The 20588-nt window shown below is 29.7% G+C and carries 21 protein-coding genes and 1 tRNA gene; 17 read left to right on the top strand and 5 right to left on the bottom strand.

What is annotated here, in order from left to right:
- Nucleotides 1–187: 187 nt before the first annotated feature.
- From CMOL_RS06005 to CMOL_RS05985, 5 genes are read right to left on the bottom strand one after another with little or no spacing between them, the layout of a single operon-like run.
- The gene (locus CMOL_RS06005) at nucleotides 188–1378 is read right to left on the bottom strand and encodes a molybdopterin molybdotransferase MoeA (RefSeq protein ID WP_239820117.1); all 1191 of its coding nucleotides are present in this window, start codon (nucleotides 1376–1378) and stop codon (nucleotides 188–190) included.
- The gene (locus tag CMOL_RS06000; protein ID WP_200281892.1) at nucleotides 1372–1788 is read right to left on the bottom strand and encodes a GyrI-like domain-containing protein; all 417 of its coding nucleotides are present in this window, start codon (nucleotides 1786–1788) and stop codon (nucleotides 1372–1374) included. Before CMOL_RS06000 ends, CMOL_RS06005 begins: the two co-directional genes overlap by 7 nt.
- Nucleotides 1785–2228, bottom strand: a complete 444-nt coding sequence (locus tag CMOL_RS05995; protein WP_200281904.1) for a molybdopterin synthase catalytic subunit — start codon at nucleotides 2226–2228, stop codon at nucleotides 1785–1787. Before CMOL_RS05995 ends, CMOL_RS06000 begins: the two co-directional genes overlap by 4 nt.
- On the bottom strand, nucleotides 2228–2449 hold the full coding sequence (locus CMOL_RS05990; protein WP_200281906.1) for a MoaD/ThiS family protein: 222 nt from the start codon (nucleotides 2447–2449) through the stop codon (nucleotides 2228–2230). The genes CMOL_RS05995 and CMOL_RS05990 overlap by 1 nt, the downstream gene beginning before the upstream one ends.
- Nucleotides 2436–3977 (bottom strand): multicopper oxidase family protein, encoded by a 1542-nt coding sequence (locus tag CMOL_RS05985; protein ID WP_239820116.1) that lies wholly within the window; start codon nucleotides 3975–3977, stop codon nucleotides 2436–2438. The genes CMOL_RS05990 and CMOL_RS05985 overlap by 14 nt, the downstream gene beginning before the upstream one ends.
- A 120-nt stretch (nucleotides 3978–4097) precedes the next feature.
- Here CMOL_RS05985 and nspC point away from each other — a divergent pair, with 120 nt between their 5' ends.
- From nspC to CMOL_RS05900, 17 genes are all read left to right on the top strand, one after another.
- Nucleotides 4098–5243, top strand: a complete 1146-nt coding sequence (gene nspC, locus CMOL_RS05980) for a carboxynorspermidine decarboxylase (protein WP_239820115.1) — start codon at nucleotides 4098–4100, stop codon at nucleotides 5241–5243.
- 290 nt (nucleotides 5244–5533) lie between these two features.
- Nucleotides 5534–6211: a TorD/DmsD family molecular chaperone gene (locus CMOL_RS05975; protein WP_239820114.1), complete on the top strand. Its 678-nt coding sequence runs from the start codon at nucleotides 5534–5536 to the stop codon at nucleotides 6209–6211.
- A complete protein-coding gene (locus tag CMOL_RS05970) occupies nucleotides 6198–6386 on the top strand; it encodes a twin-arginine translocation signal domain-containing protein (protein WP_239820113.1) in 189 nt (62 codons plus the stop codon). The genes CMOL_RS05975 and CMOL_RS05970 overlap by 14 nt, the downstream gene beginning before the upstream one ends.
- Nucleotides 6386–9184 (top strand): formate dehydrogenase subunit alpha, encoded by a 2799-nt coding sequence (locus CMOL_RS05965; protein ID WP_239820112.1) that lies wholly within the window; start codon nucleotides 6386–6388, stop codon nucleotides 9182–9184. The genes CMOL_RS05970 and CMOL_RS05965 overlap by 1 nt, the downstream gene beginning before the upstream one ends.
- Nucleotides 9181–9822, top strand: a complete 642-nt coding sequence (gene fdh3B / locus CMOL_RS05960; protein WP_200281918.1) for a formate dehydrogenase FDH3 subunit beta — start codon at nucleotides 9181–9183, stop codon at nucleotides 9820–9822. Before CMOL_RS05965 ends, fdh3B begins: the two co-directional genes overlap by 4 nt.
- Complete coding sequence (locus CMOL_RS05955; protein ID WP_239820111.1) at nucleotides 9819–10715, top strand: formate dehydrogenase subunit gamma; 897 nt, start codon at nucleotides 9819–9821, stop codon at nucleotides 10713–10715. Before fdh3B ends, CMOL_RS05955 begins: the two co-directional genes overlap by 4 nt.
- Nucleotides 10716–10749: 34 nt before the next feature.
- On the top strand, nucleotides 10750–11535 hold the full coding sequence (gene fdhD, locus CMOL_RS05950) for a formate dehydrogenase accessory sulfurtransferase FdhD (protein WP_239820110.1): 786 nt from the start codon (nucleotides 10750–10752) through the stop codon (nucleotides 11533–11535).
- Complete coding sequence (locus CMOL_RS05945; RefSeq protein WP_200281926.1) at nucleotides 11525–12256, top strand: winged helix-turn-helix domain-containing protein; 732 nt, start codon at nucleotides 11525–11527, stop codon at nucleotides 12254–12256. Before fdhD ends, CMOL_RS05945 begins: the two co-directional genes overlap by 11 nt.
- An 80-nt stretch (nucleotides 12257–12336) precedes the next feature.
- On the top strand, nucleotides 12337–14442 hold the full coding sequence (ccaA, locus tag CMOL_RS07920; RefSeq protein WP_239820109.1) for an aspartate chemotaxis receptor CcaA: 2106 nt from the start codon (nucleotides 12337–12339) through the stop codon (nucleotides 14440–14442).
- Nucleotides 14443–14516: 74 nt separating this feature from the next.
- Complete coding sequence (gene yedF, locus CMOL_RS05935; protein WP_239820108.1) at nucleotides 14517–15092, top strand: sulfurtransferase-like selenium metabolism protein YedF; 576 nt, start codon at nucleotides 14517–14519, stop codon at nucleotides 15090–15092.
- A gap of 8 nt (nucleotides 15093–15100) precedes the next feature.
- Nucleotides 15101–16123 (top strand): selenide, water dikinase SelD, encoded by a 1023-nt coding sequence (gene selD, locus CMOL_RS05930; protein WP_239820107.1) that lies wholly within the window; start codon nucleotides 15101–15103, stop codon nucleotides 16121–16123.
- 22 nt (nucleotides 16124–16145) lie between these two features.
- Nucleotides 16146–17615, top strand: coding sequence for a sodium/proline symporter PutP (gene putP / locus CMOL_RS05925; RefSeq protein ID WP_239820106.1), 1470 nt, complete (start codon nucleotides 16146–16148; stop codon nucleotides 17613–17615).
- 52 nt (nucleotides 17616–17667) lie between these two features.
- Nucleotides 17668–17762, top strand: a tRNA-Sec gene (locus CMOL_RS05920).
- A gap of 27 nt (nucleotides 17763–17789) precedes the next feature.
- A complete protein-coding gene (locus CMOL_RS05915) occupies nucleotides 17790–19040 on the top strand; it encodes an adenylosuccinate synthase (protein WP_200281940.1) in 1251 nt (416 codons plus the stop codon).
- The gene (locus CMOL_RS05910; protein WP_239820105.1) at nucleotides 19037–19465 is read left to right on the top strand and encodes a flagellar export protein FliJ; all 429 of its coding nucleotides are present in this window, start codon (nucleotides 19037–19039) and stop codon (nucleotides 19463–19465) included. The genes CMOL_RS05915 and CMOL_RS05910 overlap by 4 nt, the downstream gene beginning before the upstream one ends.
- Nucleotides 19458–19976, top strand: coding sequence for a MotE family protein (locus tag CMOL_RS05905; protein ID WP_239820104.1), 519 nt, complete (start codon nucleotides 19458–19460; stop codon nucleotides 19974–19976). Before CMOL_RS05910 ends, CMOL_RS05905 begins: the two co-directional genes overlap by 8 nt.
- Nucleotides 19977–20033: 57 nt before the next feature.
- Entirely contained in the window at nucleotides 20034–20585 is a 552-nt protein-coding gene (locus CMOL_RS05900) for a DUF507 family protein (protein WP_200281949.1), read from the top strand.
- The last annotated feature ends 3 nt before the right edge of the window (nucleotides 20586–20588 follow it).

The following is a 20588-nucleotide window of genomic DNA, read 5'->3' as shown; positions in this document are numbered from 1 at the left end:
TGCTTTAGTGACAATTAAAGGATCTTTATTATATGTTTATGATGGAAATAAACAACTTTATCCCAGGCCATTTAATCCTAAACTGATTATTAATAGGATTTACTAATTCTACTGTCAGCATAAAAAGAGATAGAGCAATCTATACTTACGATGAAAAAGGCCATCAAATTACTTACCACCCAGTAACTTAAGGCATAAAAACTATATCAACCAAACTCTCATTTTCTAAAATTTCACATTCTTTAGGAACAATCATTAATGCAGCTTTGTGATTTAGGTTGTTAATGATCGCGCTAGAACCTTCTTTTTTTCCTTCTAAATTGACCAAAATACGCCCTTCTTTAAATTCTACATTACAAGCAACAAATTCCAAATAAGGCGTTTTTTTTGTATAACTTCCTTGCAAGAAAGCTTTAGTGATATAATCTTTTTCTTGGCACAACCAAGAGTTTAAAATCTCTCTTGCGTAAAGATTAAACATCACCATAGCAGAGTATGGAAAACCAGGTAAGGCAATGATGAATTTATGATTTGCTTTAGCGATTTTGATGTGGCGTCCTGGTTTGATATCTACTTTATCAATGATGATTTCATACTCTTTGATGGCACCTTTTAAAAAATCAAAATCCCCCATGGAGACTCCGCCTGTTGTGATTAAAATATCACAAGACTCTAAAGCACTTTTTAAAGTTGCTAACGTTGCTTTTTCATCGTCTTTTAAAAGTGGAAAAACCCTTGTATCGCAAGCTAAATTTTTGGCTAAATTGGCAATAGCGATGTGATTAGAAGAGCGAATTTGAGCAGGATTATCTAAAGTTTCCCCTAGATCTTTGATTTCGCTACCGCTGCTTAAAACTCCAATGATTGGTTTTACAAAAACGCTGATGTGAAAAAAGCCTAATTCTGCTAAAAGTGCAATTTCGCTATAATTTAATTTTGTGCCTTTTTTGAGTAAAATTTCATCTTTTTTATAATTTTCTCCAATTTTTCTAACCGCAAAACCTTTTTTAACACTTTTTTCTATCAAAATTTGATCTTTTTCTATACGGACATTTTCAACCGGAACAAGCGTATCACTTCCTAAACTCATCAAAGAGCCTGTAAAAGTTTTAACACAAGTTCCATTTGTCACTTCAAATTGTGGCATGGTGCCTGCAGGAGTTGAGCCTAAAATTTTTAAAGCTTTATTTTGGTCTTCAAATTTAATCGCATAGCCATCCATAGCCGAAGTTTCCATTTCTGGTTGATTTTTAAGAGCTTTAATATCACAGGCTAAGATACGTCCTAAACATTGAGTGAGTGCTATTTTTTCTATTCTTTCATAACTTTTTATATGAGAATGTAAAATTTTTAAACTTTCTTCATAAGAAATTAGCATTGATTATCCTTAATACTGATATAAATTTGAGTTTTATGGGAAGTGTAGTATTCAAAATCGGTCAAAAAAGCCCTTTTTATATCTGAATTTTTGAAAAATATTTCAATTTTAGACCAAATTTTTGGTACGATTATTTCAGGTTGTCCAAAGTCTTCGAAAACGATATAAGAACCACTTTTTATAAGAATTTTTTCTGCATTTTGACAAGGTATTTTTACTCCTACGCCAATTTTAAATTCCAAATCTTTATAATCATAATAAACGCTATAAATTTCATCTGGGGCACCAAAAATACGATGAAAATCTTTCCATAAAGGGAAGATTTTCGAAGTTTGTTTATCGCTTTCTAGTTTTTTATTGGTTGAAGTTGTGATTCCAAAAATAGAAAATTCTTGAATTTGTTTAATCATGATAAAATTCCAGCTCCTAAAAGTTTGCTTGATCTATCTAGAGCATAAATTTTTTCACCATTTTTAATATCATATTTCCAAATTGGCGCGTTAGCTTTAAAATCTTCTACAAATTCATTTATAAGTTTTAAACCTAATTTTCTTTGCTTACTTAAAATACCTGCAAAATATGAACTTTCTCCAACTTTTACATCACCAATTGAATGGGCAAATAAAAGAAAAGCAGGTTCGTTTTGTAGTTTTTCTTGCCAATTTTTAAACCAAGAGATAAGCAAAGGTTTATAAATATCAAAACTTAAACCTTCTACTTTATCATCATTTCTAACTATACCACAAAAAGTGATTAAGGCTCCGCAATTTTGTTTGATGCTAAATTCATACCATTTTGCATAAATTTCAGGGATATTTAAAGGACCTTCGTGAAGTAAAAAGTATTCCATTAACCACCACCAACAGGAGGTAAAAGCGCTATTTTATCTCCATCTTTAAAAGTTGTATTTTCATCAAAGATGATTTCATCATTTAAAGCTACCGCACAAAGATCAAGCCATTTTTTTAAACTTTCATCTTGTTTTAAAAATTCTTTTAATTCTTTTAAATTTTTAACTTCTAATTCCAAACTAGCTTTATTAATAGGTCCTAAAAATTCAATTTTTATCATTATTTGCCTTTACTTCTAAATTACCCATCATACCTAAATCTTCATGTTCTAAGATATGACAATGATACATTCTAAGTCCGACAAAATCTTGTTTCATCCTTAGTCTTAATTCTTCTTTTGGGCGAACATTGATTGTATCTCTTAAGGCTCTAAATTCAGCTTTTTTTATAGTGCCATTTAGTTTTGATGAAATAAGTTCAAATTGTGTTCCATGTATATGAAAAGGATGATCCATATGTGACTCATTAATAACAATCCAATCTTCAATAACACCAACCTTTGAAATTAAATCTATACGGTTTAAATCATAAGTTTTTTTATTGATTAAAAACATAGAGGCTAAAGCAGCTTTTTGCTCTTGTTCGTTTTTTTTCATCATACCGTGCATTTTGTGATGATCTTCACTCATTATGATTTCTTTGAAATCTTGCGGATCTTTTAAGGTTTCAAATTTTCTTAAAGTAGAAGGTAGATTTTCGGGATTTTTTTCTATATTAATATGGGCTAAAAATAAATTTTCTTTCTTTTCTTTAACCATCATTTTATCTCTATCATAATAAATACTTTCTAGTTTTAATTCTCCTGTTTTATTTGCTTGTATAAAAACTTCTACTCTTGAAGCAGGAGCTAAAAATAATTCTTCTTCAATTCTAGGTTTTTCTATGAGTCCGCCATCAGTGCCCACTAAAATAAATTTAGCATTTTGAATTTTTAAATTTAAATATCTTGCTGAGCAAAGATTATAAAGACGAATTCTTTCGCCTTGTAGAGTAATTTTAGGTTTGTATTGTCCATTAATTAAAACAAATTCTCCTTCTCTCCCATTTAACCAATCCGTTAAAGTATTTTCAGGAATTTGTGCATTTTCATCAAGTCTTAGATCGCTAAAAACTAAGTCTTTTTCATTAAAATGAGATAAAGCATCTTTTCTAGCTTTGATTATGAAAATTCCAGCAAGTCCCATATAAACTTGCTTAGAAGTGATATAATGAGGATGAGGGTGATACCAATATGTACCTGCAGAATTTAAAGGCAATGTGAAACGATAAATTTTTTCCTTTCCTGCTAAAATAGGATCATGCGGATTGCCATCTTGATCAGGTGGAACAGGAACGCCATGCCAGTGTATGGTTGTAGGTTCTTTAAGTTGATTTTTAACTAAAATTTCAACCGTGTCTCCTTCATAAACTTCTATTTTTGGACCAGGGATTAAGCCATTATAAGTATAGCATTTGGTTTTTTTACCTTTGATAAACTCTATTTGACTTTCTTTAATTTCTATAGTAGCGCGAAAAAAATTTTTTTCTTTACTTTCATTTTTAAGCAAAGTTAATTTTTTTAGTTTTTTTCCACTTGGAAACTGATTTTTATTAAGAAGCTTAAGATCACTAGGAGCGAAATTTATAAAAGAAGTATTGATAGCATTAGGAGTATTGCTATGATGCATTTGATGCATAGGTGATCCATAGGCTATGCCAATACTTGCTAAGCTTAAGGCATTTAATTTTAAAAATTGTCTTCTGTCCATTATGAAAATTCCTTATAATGATAAATTATTGTATTATAGTCATTATTTTTAAAAGCTCAGTAAATTATTTAAAATTTGGCTTGTTTTTGGTATTATTTCGCAAATTATAAGGAAGTATTTATGTATGAAAAAATTCAAACTCCAGCTTATATTTTAGAGGAAGATAAATTACGCAAAAATTGTGAACTTTTAGCTTATGTGGGCGAAAAGAGTGGAGCAAAAATTTTACTAGCTCTTAAAGGTTTTGCTTTTTCAGGAGCAATGAAAATTGTTGGAGAATATTTGCAAGGTTGTACTTGTAGCGGACTTTGGGAGGCACAATTTGCTAAAGAATATATGGATAAAGAAATTCATACTTATTCTCCAGCTTTTAAAGATGATGAAATCGAAACTATTGCTTCTTTGTCACATCATATCGTTTTTAATTCTTTATATCAGTTTGAAAAATATAAAAATATATGCACTAAAAATTCTCTTGGACTTCGTTGTAATCTTGAGTTTTCTTTGGCTCCAAAAGAACTTTATAATCCTTGTGGGAGATATTCTAGACTTGGAATTCGTGCTAAAGATCTAATAGATGCAAATTTAAGAGGTATTGAAGGTTTGCACTTTCATGCTCTTTGTGAAGAAAGTGCAGAAGCTTTAGAACAAGTTTTAAAAGTATTTGAAAATAATTTTTCTTCGTGGGTTAAGAACATGAAATGGGTTAATTTTGGCGGAGGTCATCATATCACAAAAAAAGGTTATAATGTCCAAAAGCTTATTGATCTTTGTAAAAAATTTAGTGACAAATATGGTGTTAAAGTGTATTTAGAACCAGGTGAAGCCGTAGGTTGGCAAACAGGTGTGCTTGTAGCAAGTGTGATTGATCTTATAGAAAATGAAAAGAAAATTGCTATTTTAGATACTTCAAGTGAAGCACATATGCCAGATACTATTATTATGCCCTATACAAGTGAAGTTCAAAATGCTAGGATTTTAAGTACAAGAGATTCAGAGAATATTTCTTCCTTGGAAAAAGATGAAATAGCATATTTATTAACAGGTAATACTTGCTTAGCAGGTGATGTGATGGGGGAATATGCTTTTAAAAAAGAGTTGAAAAGAGGTGATAAGGTTGTGTTTTTAGATCAAATTCATTATTCAATCGTTAAAAATACAACCTTTAATGGCATAAGATTGCCTAATTTAATATTTTTAGATCAAAACAAAAATTTTAAAACTATAAGAAAATTCACCTATGAAGACTATGCAAAAAGGAATTAATTTATTATTTCTATTTTGCATAAAATATCTTTTAACTTAAATTATACAATGATTTTTTGAAATTTTTATATATTTGATTTTTTAAATAATATGTTTTTTAAAATCATGAATTTTAGTTATTTTTAATGTTTAATTATATTAAAAATTGATAAAATTCAGTTTTTTTTAACTTAAATCATACTAAGATAAAATCTAATGAAATATGGGATTTAAAACGATATTAAGTCATATTTGCATAATAAAGTATATTTTATTCCTACCAAATCTAATATTTTCTTAGGGTATTGATTATGAATTTAGAACATTTAAGATTAGCAAGAAGTCTTTATTATCAATTTTTTGGCAATCTTTTTGTTTTTTCTAAACAAAACTTAGATTCTTTGCATCGTTGTTTGGGTGTAATGAAAGAAAATTCATTTGATGAAGAATTATTAGATAGTTTTGATTTATTGTTACAAAATTCCCAAAAAAATTTGGAATTATTTTTTAAAGAATATGAAGATCTTTTTTTATCTTTAAAAAATGCTATTCCTATAACATTTTCATATATTGAAGAAGGTTTTGAAAATTCAAAAGCTTTGCTTTGCGTAAGAGAAATTCTTTCAAAAAGTATTTTAAGACGTAATGAAGTGAAATTCAAAGAAAGTGAAGACAATATAGGATTTTGTTTTTTATTAATGAGTGAATTTTTAAAACAAAAAGAAGATGATTTGGCAAAAGAATTGTTTCAAAAACTTATTCATCAAAATATTGATGAATTTATCAAGTTTATTTTTGAACATAAAAAAGCATATTTATATAAAGAAGTAGCAAAGATACTTGCGACTTTTATAGAATTTGAAAGATCTTGTTTTAATCTTGGTAAAGTTTCAAAAACTACTTCTAAAAAAGTTCAAAATGATCTTTCAAGATCTGAATTTTTAAGAAGAGAAACCAATAAAAAAAGGAGGGTGAATGCAAAATCGTAGAGAATTTCTTAAAAAATCTGCTTTAGCTTTAGGAAGTGCTAGTTTATTGCCTAGCACCACTTTAGCTTTTACCAAGGAAGAAAATAAAGATATAGTAAAAGGTAAAAGTAAGAAAAAAGAAGTGCTTTTTCAAAGAAGTGCGAATTGGGAAAATTATTATATAAAGGCTGAGTAATGTCGAATATTGATATAAAACTTAATCGTCGTAATTTTTTAAAAATGGCAGCTCTTTCTAGTTTAGCTACTCCTTTGCTTACAAGAAGTGAAAATCTTAGAGAAGCAAGCAAGAGTGAATTAAAAGAAGCGTTTGAAGGAAGTAAAAAAATTAAAACAATCTGTACAGCTTGTTCTGTAGGTTGTGGAATTATTGCAGAAGTACAAAATGGAGTTTGGGTACGTCAAGAAATTGCTCAAGATCACCCAGTTAGCTCAGGTGGACACTGTTGCAAAGGATCTGATATGATCGATATGGTGCGTTCTCATGTGCGTTTAAAATATCCTATGAAAAAAGAAAATGGAGAGTGGAAACGTATTTCTTATGAGCAAGCTTTAAACGAGATCGGAGAAAAACTTGCTGCTTATCGTAAAGAAAATCCTGAAAGTGTAATGTTTTTAGGATCTGCAAAGCTTAATAATGAACAAGCTTATTATATAAGAAAATTTGCAGCTTTTTTTGGAACCAATAACGTAGATCATCAAGCTAGAATTTGACATAGCGCAACAGTCGCCGGTGTGGCGAATACATTTGGTTATGGTGCTATGACAAACCATCTTGGAGATATACAAAAGAGTAAGTGTATTTTTATCATTGGTGCAAATCCTGCAGTGAATCATCCTGTAGGTTTTAGACATTTTTTAAAAGCTAAAGAAAGAGGTGCAAAACTTATTGTTGTAGATCCTAGATTTACGAAAAGTGCAGCAAAAGCAGACATTTACGCAAGAATTCGCCCAGGAACTGATATAGCCTTTATGTATGGAATGCTAAAGATTATTTTTGATGAAGGATTAGAGGATGCAAAATATATCGATGAAAGAGTTTTTGGAATTGATAAAATTCGAGAAGAAGCTTCAAAATGGACAGCTGAAGAAGTCGAAAATGTCACAGGAATTTCTAAAGAGCTTTTAATAGAGATAACCCATGAAGTAGCCAAAAATAAACCAACTACTTTGGTATGGGCTATGGGTTTAACTCAACATTCTGTAGGAACTTCAAATACGCGTTTGGCTCCTATTTTGCAAATGGTACTTGGAAATATAGGTAAATTTGGTGGAGGAGTTAATATTTTACGTGGCCATGATAATGTTCAAGGCGCCTCGGATATGGCATGTTTGAGTGAAAATTTACCAGGTTATTATCCTTTAAATGAAGCGACTTGGAGATATTATGCCAAAATTTGGGGTGTGGATTATGATTGGCTTTTAGGAAATTTTGTAAGTAAAGATTGGATGCATAAAACAGGACTTTCTCTTGCTAGATGGTGGGCAGCTGCTTTAAATGGTAAAGATGGAAATGATGCTATTGATAATGCAGGAACCGCCTTAAAGGCTTTGGTTGTTATGGGAAATGGTATTACTTCAACCGCACAACAAGCCAAAGTTAAAGAAGGTTTAGAGGCTTTAGAACTTCTTGTTTTAGCCGATCCTTTTGTTAATGAAGCGGGTATTATTGCAGAAAGAAAAGATGGAATTTATCTTTTACCTGCTGCAACTCAATTTGAAACTAGTGGAAGTGTTACTGCAACTAATCGTAGTGCACAATGGAGATTTAAGGTTATTGATCCGCTTTATGAAAGCATGGAAGATCAAGAAATTTTGTTTGAACTTGCTAAAAGATTTGATTTTTATGAGGATTTTACTAAAACTTTACGAGATGAAAAAGGTGAAATTGTTTGGCCTGAAAATGCTACAAAAGAAATTGCTAAAGCAGTTAGAAGTATAGGTTTAAATGGATGGAGCCCTGAAAGACTTAAAAAACATACTTTAAATTGGGATAAATTTGATGAAATTACCTTAGAAGGAAAAGATGAGGTAAAAGGTGAATATTATGGACTCCCTTGGCCTTGTTGGAGCGACAAACATCCAGGAACTCCTGTACTTTATAATACAGATATCGAAGTAGCAAAAGGTGGTATGGGTTTTAGAAATAATTTTGGATTAGAGTATGAAGGTGAAAGTTTATTAGCTAAGAATGCACCTTTAAATTCACCAATTAATACAGGTTATCCACAAATTACTAAAGAGAATATTGAAAAAATTTTAGGTATCACTTTAAGTGCTGAAGAGAAAGAAAAAATTGGTACAACTTGGTCTTATGATGATAGTGATATTATTGTAAACAAATGTATGGAAAAAGGTATAGTTCCTTATGGTAATGCTAAAGCTAGGGCGATAGTTTGGACCTTTAAAGATAAAATACCACTTCATCGCGAACCTTTACATTCTCCAAGAAATGATTTAGTGCAAAAATATCCTAATTTTGAAGATCAAAAGGCGCTTTATCGTGTAGATACAAAATTTATTTCTGTGCAAAAAGCTAAGGATTATTCTAAGGAATTTCCACTCAATCTTATTACGGCAAGACTTGTTAATTTAAATGGTGCTGGTATGGAAAATAGAGCTTCAATGTATCTTTCACGTTTGACACCTGAAATGTTTTGTGAAATTAATCCAGAACTTGCTAAAGAAAAAAATATCCAAAAAGGAGATATGATTTGGATTCATTCTCCAGAAGGAACAAAAATTCATGTTAGAGTAAAATTAAATCCAGGCATTGCAAAAGAAATGATTTTTTTACCTTTTCATTTTACAGGTGTGATGCAAGGAGTGGATTTAACTCATAATTTTCCTAAAGGAACTAAACCTTATATAAGTGGAGAAAGTGCCAATACAATTACTAATTATGGTTATGATATTATGTGTCAAATTCCAGAAACTAAAGGCGGGCTTTGTCGTATTTCTAAGGATGGAAAATGAGTAAAGAAAATTTTATAAATTTAGAAAAAGATCGTTTAAAATTCTTTTGCGATAATGAACGTTGTATCGATTGCAATGGTTGTGCAGTTGCTTGTGATGAAGCTCATGAGCTTCCGATTAATATTCGTCGTCGTCGCGTAATAACTCTTAATGAAGGAGTGCAAGGAAAAGAGGTTTCAACTTCTATTTCTTGTATGCATTGTGATGATGCTCCTTGCTCTATTGTTTGTCCTGTAGATTGTTTTTATATACGTGCAGATGGTATTGTTTTGCATGATAAAGAAATTTGCATAGGTTGTGGATATTGTTTATATGCTTGCCCTTTTGGAGCTCCGCAATTTCCAAAAGATAGTGCTTTTGGAAATAAAGGTATTATGGATAAATGCACAATGTGTGCAGGAGGGCCAGAAGAAACAAATTCGCAAAAAGAAAGGGAGCTTTATGGGCAAAATCGTATTGCAGAAGGTAAAGTACCCGTGTGTGCAGCCATGTGTTCAACTAAAGCTTTATTAGTGGGCGAAAGTTCAAAGATTGAAGAAATCTATCATAATAGGCTTGTTAGTAGAAACTATGGTATTGCTTCACCTAAGGAAAGTATAGAATGGAAAATCGCCTATATAGGAAAGGAACGTTTATGAAAAAAATGTTTATCTTGCTTTTTTCTTGTTTTATAAATTTATTAGCTTATGGCGAAGAAAGAATGGGACAAGACACGCAAATATGGGATTATCGCAGAATTAGCAATATTCCAAATTATCATACTTTTGGTCAATTTTGGACTAGTTTACAAGGAGAATATATAGCAACAATTGCTTTAATCGCTATTATTGCGGCTTTGAGTGCTTTTGCTTTGCATTATATGGTAATTGGACCTAAGCAATTTTCTCATAATGGAAAGAAAATTTATACTTTTACTTTGTTTGAAAGAATTTTCCATTTTATCGCAGCTTTATCTTGGATTATTTTAGTTCCTACCGGTTTAATTATGATGTTTGGATCTACTTTTGGAGGTGGTAATTTTGTTAGAATTTGTAAAAATTTGCATGCTTTAGCGATGGTTTTATTTATTATTTCTATTATTCCGATGTTTTTATGTTGGATTAAGAGAATGCTTCCTGCAAGTTATGATATTAAGTGGCTTATGATTGTTGGGGGTTATCTAAGTAAGGTTAAAAAACCAATTCCTGCAGGAAAATTTAATTTTGGTCAAAAAACTTGGTATTATATTGCTGTATTTGGCGGTTTTTTAATGATTATTACTGGTTTGTTTATGTATTTTGTAGATTTTGACTCTGTTGTAATTCAAAATTTCTTAGGTTTAACCCAAATAGAACTTTTAAGAATTTCTGCTATTGTGCATAATATTTTAGGAATTATTTGCGTGGTATTTTTTGGAGTGCATATTTATATGGCTGTTTTTGCAATTAAAGGGAGTATTCATTCTATGATTACTGGTTATAAGGAAGAAGAAGAGGTTTATATTTTACATCATTATTGGTATAAAGAACTTGAAGATAAGAAGAAAGTTTGATGACTTTCTTAAAATAAATTTTAATGGAATATCAATGGAACCTTTATTTACAACTCAAATTTTAAAATACAAAGACGATAAAGCTTTTATTTGTGATGATACTTTAGTGCGCGAAATCAAGCTTGAAATTTTTATTAATGGCGAAAAAATTGGTGCTTTAATGGCGACGCCTGTTGATGAACAAGCTTTAGCGGTGGGATATTTAATGAGTGAAAATATCATTGCTAAGGTAGAAGATATCCAAAGGATTGAAAGTAAAGATGATGGTATGAGTGTATATATTGAAGCAAAAATAGATCAAGAAAATCTTGCTAAACTTAATGCTGAAGGAGTTGTGATTAGTGGTTGTGGTAGAGCACATACGGCTAATATTGATATAGAAAATATTCAAGCAATGCAAATATCTTCTAAAACTCAATTTAGTAAAGATTATATCTTAAAACAAATGAGTCAATTTTATACTCAATGTGATTTATATGAAAAAACAGGATGTGTGCATACAGCTAAACTTTTATTTGATGAAGAAACGTTTTTTATTGGTGAAGATATTGCTCAGCATAATACCATAGATAAAGCTTTAGGAAAAGCAAGATTAGCTGGAGTTGACCTTGATCAGTGTTTTTTAATGGTAAGCGGTCGTTTAAGCTCTGAAATGGTAGCTAAAACGATTATGCATAGAGTACCTATTTTAGTCTCAAGAACAGCTCCTACTTGTTTGGGTGTAATGATAGCAAGAAAATTTAATTTAAGTCTTTGTGGCTTTGCAAGAGAAAATAAGATCAATATTTATAGTGGAGATTTTCGAATTCATGGAAGATAAAAAAATACTCTCCTATATGAGAGAAATGTTAAATAGTAATGAAAAATTAGATTGTGGTACAGCTTTTAAAATAGCAAAAAAATTTTCAAAAAATATTGAAGAAATAGGCAAACTTGCCAATGAAAATAATATAAGAATTGATAATTGCGAATTAGGTCAATTTGGACATTTGGACTTTGAAAAAGGAAAAATTGAAGTTTTAAAAGAATTAGAACCTAAGCTTGATCAAAAAAGAAGAATTTTTTGTGAAGAAGCTAGAGATATTGCTCAAAAAACTTGTGGTTTAAAAAGTATGCGTTCAGCTTTAAAAGCGTATAAAATTGATGTGAAATACTGTAAACTTGGTTGTTTTAAGGAGAAAAAGGGAAAACAATTTGTTATTAGAACTAAAACTTGGATTGAAAATTCAGATGGAGATTTACTTTTTGGTAAAGGCAAAACTGAACTTTTGGAATTAATAGGACAAACTGGAAGTTTATTGCATGCTTCTAAACTAATGGGGATAAATTATAAAAAAGCATGGATGCATTTACAAGTTTTGCAAAAAAATTCTCAAGAAATTTTAGTAAGTACAAGACAAGGAAGATCAAAAGAATCGGGAACAAAATTGACTCCTAGGGCTATAGAATTGATGGAAAATTTTGCTATTTTACAAAAAGATATAGAAGAATATGCTAATAAACGTTTTAAAGAATTATTTTTCAATTATAAAAAAAAATAATTTGTATTTTAAGCTAATTTTTTTATTCAAAATAATATAATTTTGATTATTTTTTAATGTAATAAGAGGTTATAAATCAAATGTTTAAGTCTTTAAATATTGCTTCAAAACTTATTTTATCAGTTGCGATTGTTGTAATATTAGGTTTGGTATTTTTAATTTTTTTAATTACGGATCAAGTAAGCCAAAATATTGCTAAAAATACTGAAAGTATTATTTCTGCAACTTCAAAAGAATATGCAACTCACACTCAAGGTATCTTTAATGAAATGATAGCTTTAAATAAAAGTGAAGCTTATACATTAACAGATATGTTTAAATCAGTAAGCAAGGATGATTGGGATATAGATAGTATCACCAATGTTCTTATTAATCTTTTTGACAATAGTGCTTATGCAAGCTATACTTACCTTTATTTGTTGGATCCTCCAGCTTCTTTTAAAGATGAAAGTAAATTTTTTAATACAAAAGATGGAAATTTTGTTATTTTATATATTGATGAGGATATTAAAAAACGTGGTGGAATTGAAGTTTTACAATCTGTAGATGATATTGTCCATTTTACTGTTGTTCAAGATATTATAAAAAATGCGAAATATGGAGAAGATCAAATCTATATTGGTAAAGCCATAAAGATGAACTTAAGTGGAAAAGAATTTAACGGTATGAATTTGGCTATGCCAATTTTTGGTAAAAATAATAAGCTTGTAGGTGTTGTAGGTTTGGTTTTAGATTTTGAAAATATTGCAAATTATTTACTTGATTCAAAATCATTCCTTTTTAATAGACAGCTAAATGTTTTGTTAAATTCTGAAGGTTATATAGCGGTGCACCCTAATAAAAATTTAATCCTTAAAAATCTTATGAAAATTAATAATAGAGGAAATAAGACAGAAGAGGTTTATAGGGCTTTAGCTGAAGGTAAAGATGGAATTTTTAACTATGTAGCTTCAACTAATGATGATTCTTATGCTAGTTTGAGTAGCTTTAAAGCTGGAGATTCTGTTTGGAGTATTATGGTAACAGCTCCAAAAGAATCTATTTTTGCACCTTTAAGGAAGCTTCAAATGCTTATTATTGGAGCTTCTGTAGTTTTTGTTCTTGTAGTTTTAATAGTAGTTTATTATTGCGTTAGAAGAATTGTTGGAATAAGACTTCCAATTATTTTAAAATCTTTAGAATCATTTTTTAAATTTTTAAATTATGAAAAAGTTGAACTTAAACCTATAGAAATTTATACCAGTGATGAACTTGGTTCTATGGGTAAAATGATTAGCGAAAATATTGAAAAAACTCGTATTTCATTAAAACAAGACCAAGAAGCAGTTGATGAATCAGTACAAACAGTTAAAGAAATAGAAGGAGGTAATTTTAGAACAAGAATTTCTAAAATTCCTGTTAATCCTCAACTTGTAGAGCTTAAGAATGTTTTAAATAGAATGCTTGATGTATTGCAAAATAAAATTGGTTCAGATATGAATAAAATTAATAAAGTATTTGACAGTTACAAAGCACTTGATTTTAGTATTTCTGTTGATAATGCTCAAGGCGAAGTTGAACTTACAACAAATATTTTAGGAGAAGAAATTAGAAAGATGCTTGTAACTTCTTCTCAATTTTCTAAAGAGTTAGCTTCTCAATCTGAAGAGCTAAAAGCTTCAATGCAAAAATTAACAGATAGTTCAGATTCTCAAGCACAATCACTCGAGCAAAGTGCTACCACTATAGAACAAATAAGCCACTCTATGCAAAATATTAATGGTAGAACTTTAGAAGTTACAAATCAAGTAAATGACATTAGAAATATAGCTAGTGTTATTAAAGATATTGCTGAGCAAACCAATCTTTTAGCACTTAATGCAGCCATAGAAGCTGCACGTGCAGGAGAGCATGGACGAGGTTTTGCTGTTGTTGCTGATGAAGTTAGACAACTTGCTGAAAGAACTGGAAAATCATTAAGTGAGATTGAAGCAAATATTAATGTATTGGTTCAAAATATTAATGAAGTTGCTGAATCAGTTAAAGAACAAACTTTTGGAATCACTCAAATTAATGATACTATCATGAAACTTGAAACTGCCACAAAAGAAAATGCTGAAATTGCTAATGTAACTAATCAAATTACAAGCAAGGTTAATCATATAGCCAGTGCAATTTTGGAAGATGTAAATAAAAAGAAATTTTAGTTTTAAAAATTATTTAAAATATCTATAATAAAATTATACTTAAAAATAAGTATAATTTTATTAAGGAAAATACAATGAGAATTGATTGCAAAGATCTTGATTGTCCTAAACCTGTCGTTGAAACAAAAAAAGCTCTTGAAAATTTAAATAATGGGGATAGTTTAGAAATTGTTTTAAATTCTATTATTTCTAAAAATAATGTTTTAAAATTTTTACATTCTTTAAATTTAAATCCGACTTTTAAAGAATATCAAGATGAAATTATTATCCATGTTGAAAAAAAAGAAATCGACTTAAATAAAACTAATAATCCTAATGAGTATAGTGTTTTATTTTTAAAGACTGATAAAGTAGGTTATGGGGAATTAGGAGAAAGATTATTTATAGGTTTTTTAGATTCTTTAAAAAATATTGAAAATATTCCTAATAAAATTATTTGTGTAAATGAAAGTGTTTTAGTAAATGCTAATGAAGATCATAAGGCGCATAAGATAATGAAAGAATTAGAAAATTTAGGAATAGAGATTATAAGTTGTGGAGCTTGTCTGGAATTTTTTGGAAAAACCAAAGAATTAAAAATTGGCTTTATCGGAAATGCTTATGAAATTCTTAATGAACTTTTTGGAAAAGCAAAAATCATTACTTTATAGGATAAAATTTGGAGTATAAAAAACAAAATTTAACTCATTTTGTAAAAGCGGCAGGTTGAGCAGCAAAATTAAGCCCGGGTGGCCTTAAAACAATTTTAAATTTTATGCAAAAATCTCCAGCTTTACTTACTGATATTGGCAATAATGAAGATGCAAGTGTTTATAAAATTAGCAGTGATTTAGCTCTTGTCCAAACTCTTGATTTTATTACTCCTGTGATTGATAGTGCTTATCATTTTGGTGCTATTGCTGCAGCTAATGCTCTTAGTGATGTATTTGCCATGGGAGCTGAAGTGATAAATGCTTTAAACATAGTAGGATTTGATACTAAAAACCATTCTTTAGAGATATTAAAGGAGATGTTAGAGGGTGCCAATGATAAAGTAAAAGAATGCCAAGGTTTAATTATTGGTGGACATACAATTGAAAGTTCAGAATTGTTTTTCGGACTCAGTGTTACTGGAAAGGTGCATCCTGATTGTTTTGTTAGCAATAATCGTGCAAAATTAGGAGATAAAATCATTCTAACTAAACCTTTAGGCGTTGGAATTCTAAGCACAGCTTTAAAGGCTGATTTTTTAGAAGAAAAATATTTAAATCCTATGATTGAAAGCATGATGTCTCTAAATTTTAAGGCTAGTCAAATTGCTTTAAAATTCAATGTTCATGCTATGACTGATATTACAGGATTTGGATTTTTAGGACATTTAGGAGAAATGTTAAATCAGCAAATTAGTTTTGAAATTTTTAAAGAAAAGATCCCTTATCTAGATGGAGTTTTAGAATATTATAACATGGGATTGATTCCAGCCGGAGCATATAAAAATTTAGAATTTATTCAAGAAATAGATCCTAATATAAATGAGGAAAATTTATTGCTTTGCGATCCACAAACTTCAGGAGGACTTTTGATTGCTATAGATGAAAATCAAGCTTTACAATGTCTTGATGAGTTAAAAAATGAAGGTCTTGAGGCAAATATTGTTGCTGAATGTGTTTTAGCTTCAGAAAAGAAATTTATTTTTGTTTAAATTGATATAAAAAGGGAATAAGATGGAAGTTGTTCATATAAATATAGCTATTATAACAATGTTTTCAGTTTATACTTTTTTAATGCTTTATATAGGTTTTTATTTTTATAAACAAAATAAAAGCTCTGAGGATTATTTTTTAGGAGGAAGATCTTTAGGACCTGCTCTTTCTGCTTTAAGTGCGGGTGCTTCTGATATGAGTGGTTGGCTTTTAATGGGTCTACCAGGAGCTTTATATATAGGCGGTTTAATTAATTTTTATATTGTAATTGGATTGATTATAGGTGCAACTTTAAATTGGATTTTTATAGCAAAAAGATTAAGAATTTATACAGGTGTTATTGCAAATTCTTTGACTATACCAGATTATTTAGAAACTCGTTTTGATGATGATAAGCATATTTTACGTCTGATTTGTGCTATAGTTATTTTAGTTTTTTTTACTTTTTATATTTCTTCTGGTCTTGTTAGCGGAGCAAAACTTTTTGAAGGTGCTTTTCAAATCCGTTATGATTATGCCTTAATTGCTGGAACATTAATTATTGTTATTTATACTTTTTTGGGAGGTTATAAAGCAGTTTGTTGGACAGATATGATTCAAGGGCTTTTGATGTTAGGAGCTTTGATTATTGTGCCTTTGGTTATGCTTTATCATTTAGGAGGTATTTCTAAGGCATTTTCTATTGTAAAAGAAATAAATCCTCAAGCTTTATCTATAAATCATGTGAGTTTTGTAAGTATTATTTCTGCACTTGCTTGGGGATTTGGATATTTTGGACAACCTCATATTTTAGTGCGTTTTATGTCAATTAGATCGGCTAAAGATATACCTATTGCTACTTTTATAGGAATTTTTTGGATGAGTTTGTGTTTATTTAGCGCCTGCCTAATAGGAATTTTAGGTATTGCTTATATTTATAAATTTCAACTTAATTTACAAGATCCTGAAAAAATTTTTATACTTATGTCTCAACTTTTATTTAATCCTTGGATTGCTGGAATTTTGCTTTCTGCAATTTTAGCTGCCATTATGAGTACTGCAAGTTCTCAACTTTTAGTATCAAGTTCAACTATAGCTGAAGATTTTTATAAGAAAATTTTTAAGAAAAATGCATCCAGTAGGGTAATTTTAAATTTGGGAAAAATAGGTGTTTTAATCGTAGCTTTGATTGCTTTTTTAATTTCTATGGATAAAAATTCAAGCGTTTTGGATATAGTCTCTTATGCTTGGGCTGGTTTTGGCAGCAGCTTTGGTGCAGTTATTATTTTTTCACTTTTTTGGAAAAGAATGACAAAATTCGGTGCTATTGCTGGTATGATTTCGGGTGCTTTGGTTGTAGTATTATGGAAAAATTGTGTCGATTCTAATTTGTATGAGATGATACCTGGTTTTTTAGCGGCTTCTTTGGTTATTATTTTTGCGAGTTTATTAACTAAGGTAAGTTCTGGTTCAAAAATAGCTTATGAAAAAATGCTTAAAGAAATTCGTTAATCTTAAATTTATTTTATTTTTCAATAAAAGTCGCTATAATTAAAAGTTTTTTGGAAGATTAGCGTATCTGGTGATCGCCACTGACTTCAAATCAGATGAAAGGGTAGCTGGCTATTCTTTGGGGAGTTCGATTCTCTCATCTTCTCGCCGTTTAAAGATTGAAGGATAGAGAACATGAGTAAAGCAGATATTATTGTTGGCATCCAATGGGGCGATGAAGGCAAGGGCAAGATAGTTGATAAATTATGTGAAAATTATGATTTTGTTTGCAGGAGTGCCGGCGGACATAATGCAGGACATACGATTTGGGTTCAAGGTGTAAGATATGCACTTCATTTAATGCCAAGCGGTGTTTTAAATACAAAGTGCATTAATATCATAGGTAATGGTGTTGTTGTTTCTCCTGAAGTCTTGATTGCAGAAATGGCACAATTTGAAAATTTAAAAGGTAGATTATATATAAGTGATAGGGCGCATCTTAATTTAAGACATCATTCTTTAATAGATATTGCAAAGGAAAAACTTAAAGGTAAGGATGCTATAGGGACAACAGGAAAAGGAATAGGTCCTTCTTATGCAGATAAAATTAATCGTACAGGACATAGAGTTGGAGAGCTTTTAGATCCACAAAGACTTCATAATGCTTTAATGAAAGATTTTGAATTAAATCAAAGTTATTTAGAATTTTTAGGCGTTGAAATTCCTGATAGTGATGATTTGTTGAATGACCTTAAAAGATTTAGCGAAATTTTAACTCCCTACATTACAGATACAACTAGGATGCTTTGGAAGGCTTTAGATGAAGATAAAAAAGTCCTTCTAGAGGGAGCTCAAGGTTCTATGCTTGATATTGATCATGGAACTTATCCTTATGTAACAAGTTCAAGTACAATTTCAGGTGGTGCTTTAATCGGACTTGGTTTGAATCCTAAAGAAATAGGTAGTATTATAGGTATAGTCAAAGCTTATACAACTAGAGTTGGCAATGGAGCTTTTCCTACAGAAGATAAGGGCGAGGATGGAGAAAAAATTGCACGCATTGGAAAAGAAATTGGCGTGAGCACTGGACGTAAAAGACGCTGTGGATGGTTTGATGCTGTGGCGGTAAAATATACAGCAAGGTTAAATGGTTTGGATGTTTTATCTTTAATGAAGCTTGATGTTTTAGATGGTTTTGAAAAGGTAAAAATTTGTCGTGCTTATGAGTATAATGGAATGGAAATTGATTATATGCCAAGTGATTTAGAAAATGCTAAGCCTATTTATGAAGAAATGGATGGATGGGATAAGGTTTTTGGAATTAGAGATTATGATTTATTACCAGAAAATGCTAAAAAATATATTGCTAAATTAGAAGAACTTTGTGGAGTTAAAGTAAAATTTATTTCTACAAGTCCAGAAAGAGAAGATACAATTATTTTATGAAAAGCAAATATAATTCTGTTGTTAAAGTAAAAAAACAACAACTTGATAAAGCTGAATCTAATTTAAATCAAGCCAAGCAAAGACAGCTTGAAAATGAAAGACTTTTAGAGCTTTCAAGAAAAGAATGTGAAAATTTAAGTGTTTTGCCACAATCAGGTTCTATAAGTGAATTAAGAACTAATTTATTGATGAGACAGGTTGGTAGAGAAGCAATATCTAGAGCCAAAGAAAAAGTAGAGCTTTCTAAAAAAGAAATGATGCATTATCAGTTTTTATACAAAAAAGCTCACCTAGATTATGAAAAAATGAAGGTTTTAGAAGCTGAAGAAATTAAACAAAAGAAAAAAGAACTTGCCAAAATTGAAGAAAAATTTCTTGATGAAATTGCAATCAGCCGTTTTTTTAAAAAGGATAAAAATGACTAAAAAATATATTTTTTTAATTTTTTGCTTGACTGCACTTTTTGGGGCTGATCAAAATTGTGAAGAATATTTTGAATCCAAAAAAGCACAATTGGAATTACAAACAAAAGAATTTGATGAAGCAAGGCAATCTTTAGAGGCTTATAAAGCTTCTTTTGAGGCTTTGCAAAAAGAAAGAATGGAGGCTTTAGTAAAAAAAGAAGCTGAAGTAAATGCTACTTTAGCGCAGATTCAATCCTTAAAAGATCAAAATGCTAAACTTTTAGAAGAACAGCAAAAAATTTTAAATTCTATTAATAAAAAAACAGAAGGAAGAGTGAAAGAAATTTATTCTCAGATGAAAGATACAGCCATAGCTGATGTATTAAGTCAAATGGATGCTGAAGATGCAAGTAAAATCATGTTTTCACTTGATTCTCGTAAAATTTCAGGCGTTCTTTCTAAAATGGATCCTAAAAAAGCAAGTGAATTAACCTTGTTGTTAAAAAATTTAGATAATAATAAGACTCATTAAATTTATTTTTTAACATAAATATATTATTATTTTAAATTATAATTTAAAGGTTTGAAAATGCGTATAAAATTACCACATATACCTTATATCACAAATAAAATAGTATTAGATTTGGCCAATTCTTCTTTTGTTGAAATTAAGAGTAGTATGGAAGAACTTAATCCTTGTGTTGCAAAGATTTTAGAAAATGATGTGTTAAATGAAAGAAGGTTAGATGAAAGAACTAAAGAACTTTTAGAAGAACAAGAAGATGAAATGGAACTCATGCAAGTTGATAGAAAAAATATGTTTTGGCTTGTGAAGAAAAAACTTGCACCTAAATTTGACGTTATTTTAAATTTAGAAGATCGTCACAATCGTCTGTCACATAGAATTTTAGAAGAACTTATAGAACATGATTATATTAATTTTATTGTAAGTGAAAATAGGGTAAAAAATTTAATTTTTTCTAGCATTGATAATTATCTTAAAATTTATGAAAATTTAGAAGATGAAGTATATGAAAAAATAAGTAATTATAAAACCAAGCCAATTCCAGGTAGTGAAGAATATGAGTTAATTTTTGAAAAACTTTATCAAGAAGAACTTAGAAAAAAAGGAATGTTTTAAATT

The organism is Campylobacter sp. RM10537 (genome assembly GCF_022369435.1).
GTDB lineage: Bacteria > Campylobacterota > Campylobacteria > Campylobacterales > Campylobacteraceae > Campylobacter_D > Campylobacter_D molothri.
The sequence above is the reverse complement of the archived record's forward strand: the minus strand, read 5'-3'. Positions and strand labels throughout refer to the sequence as shown.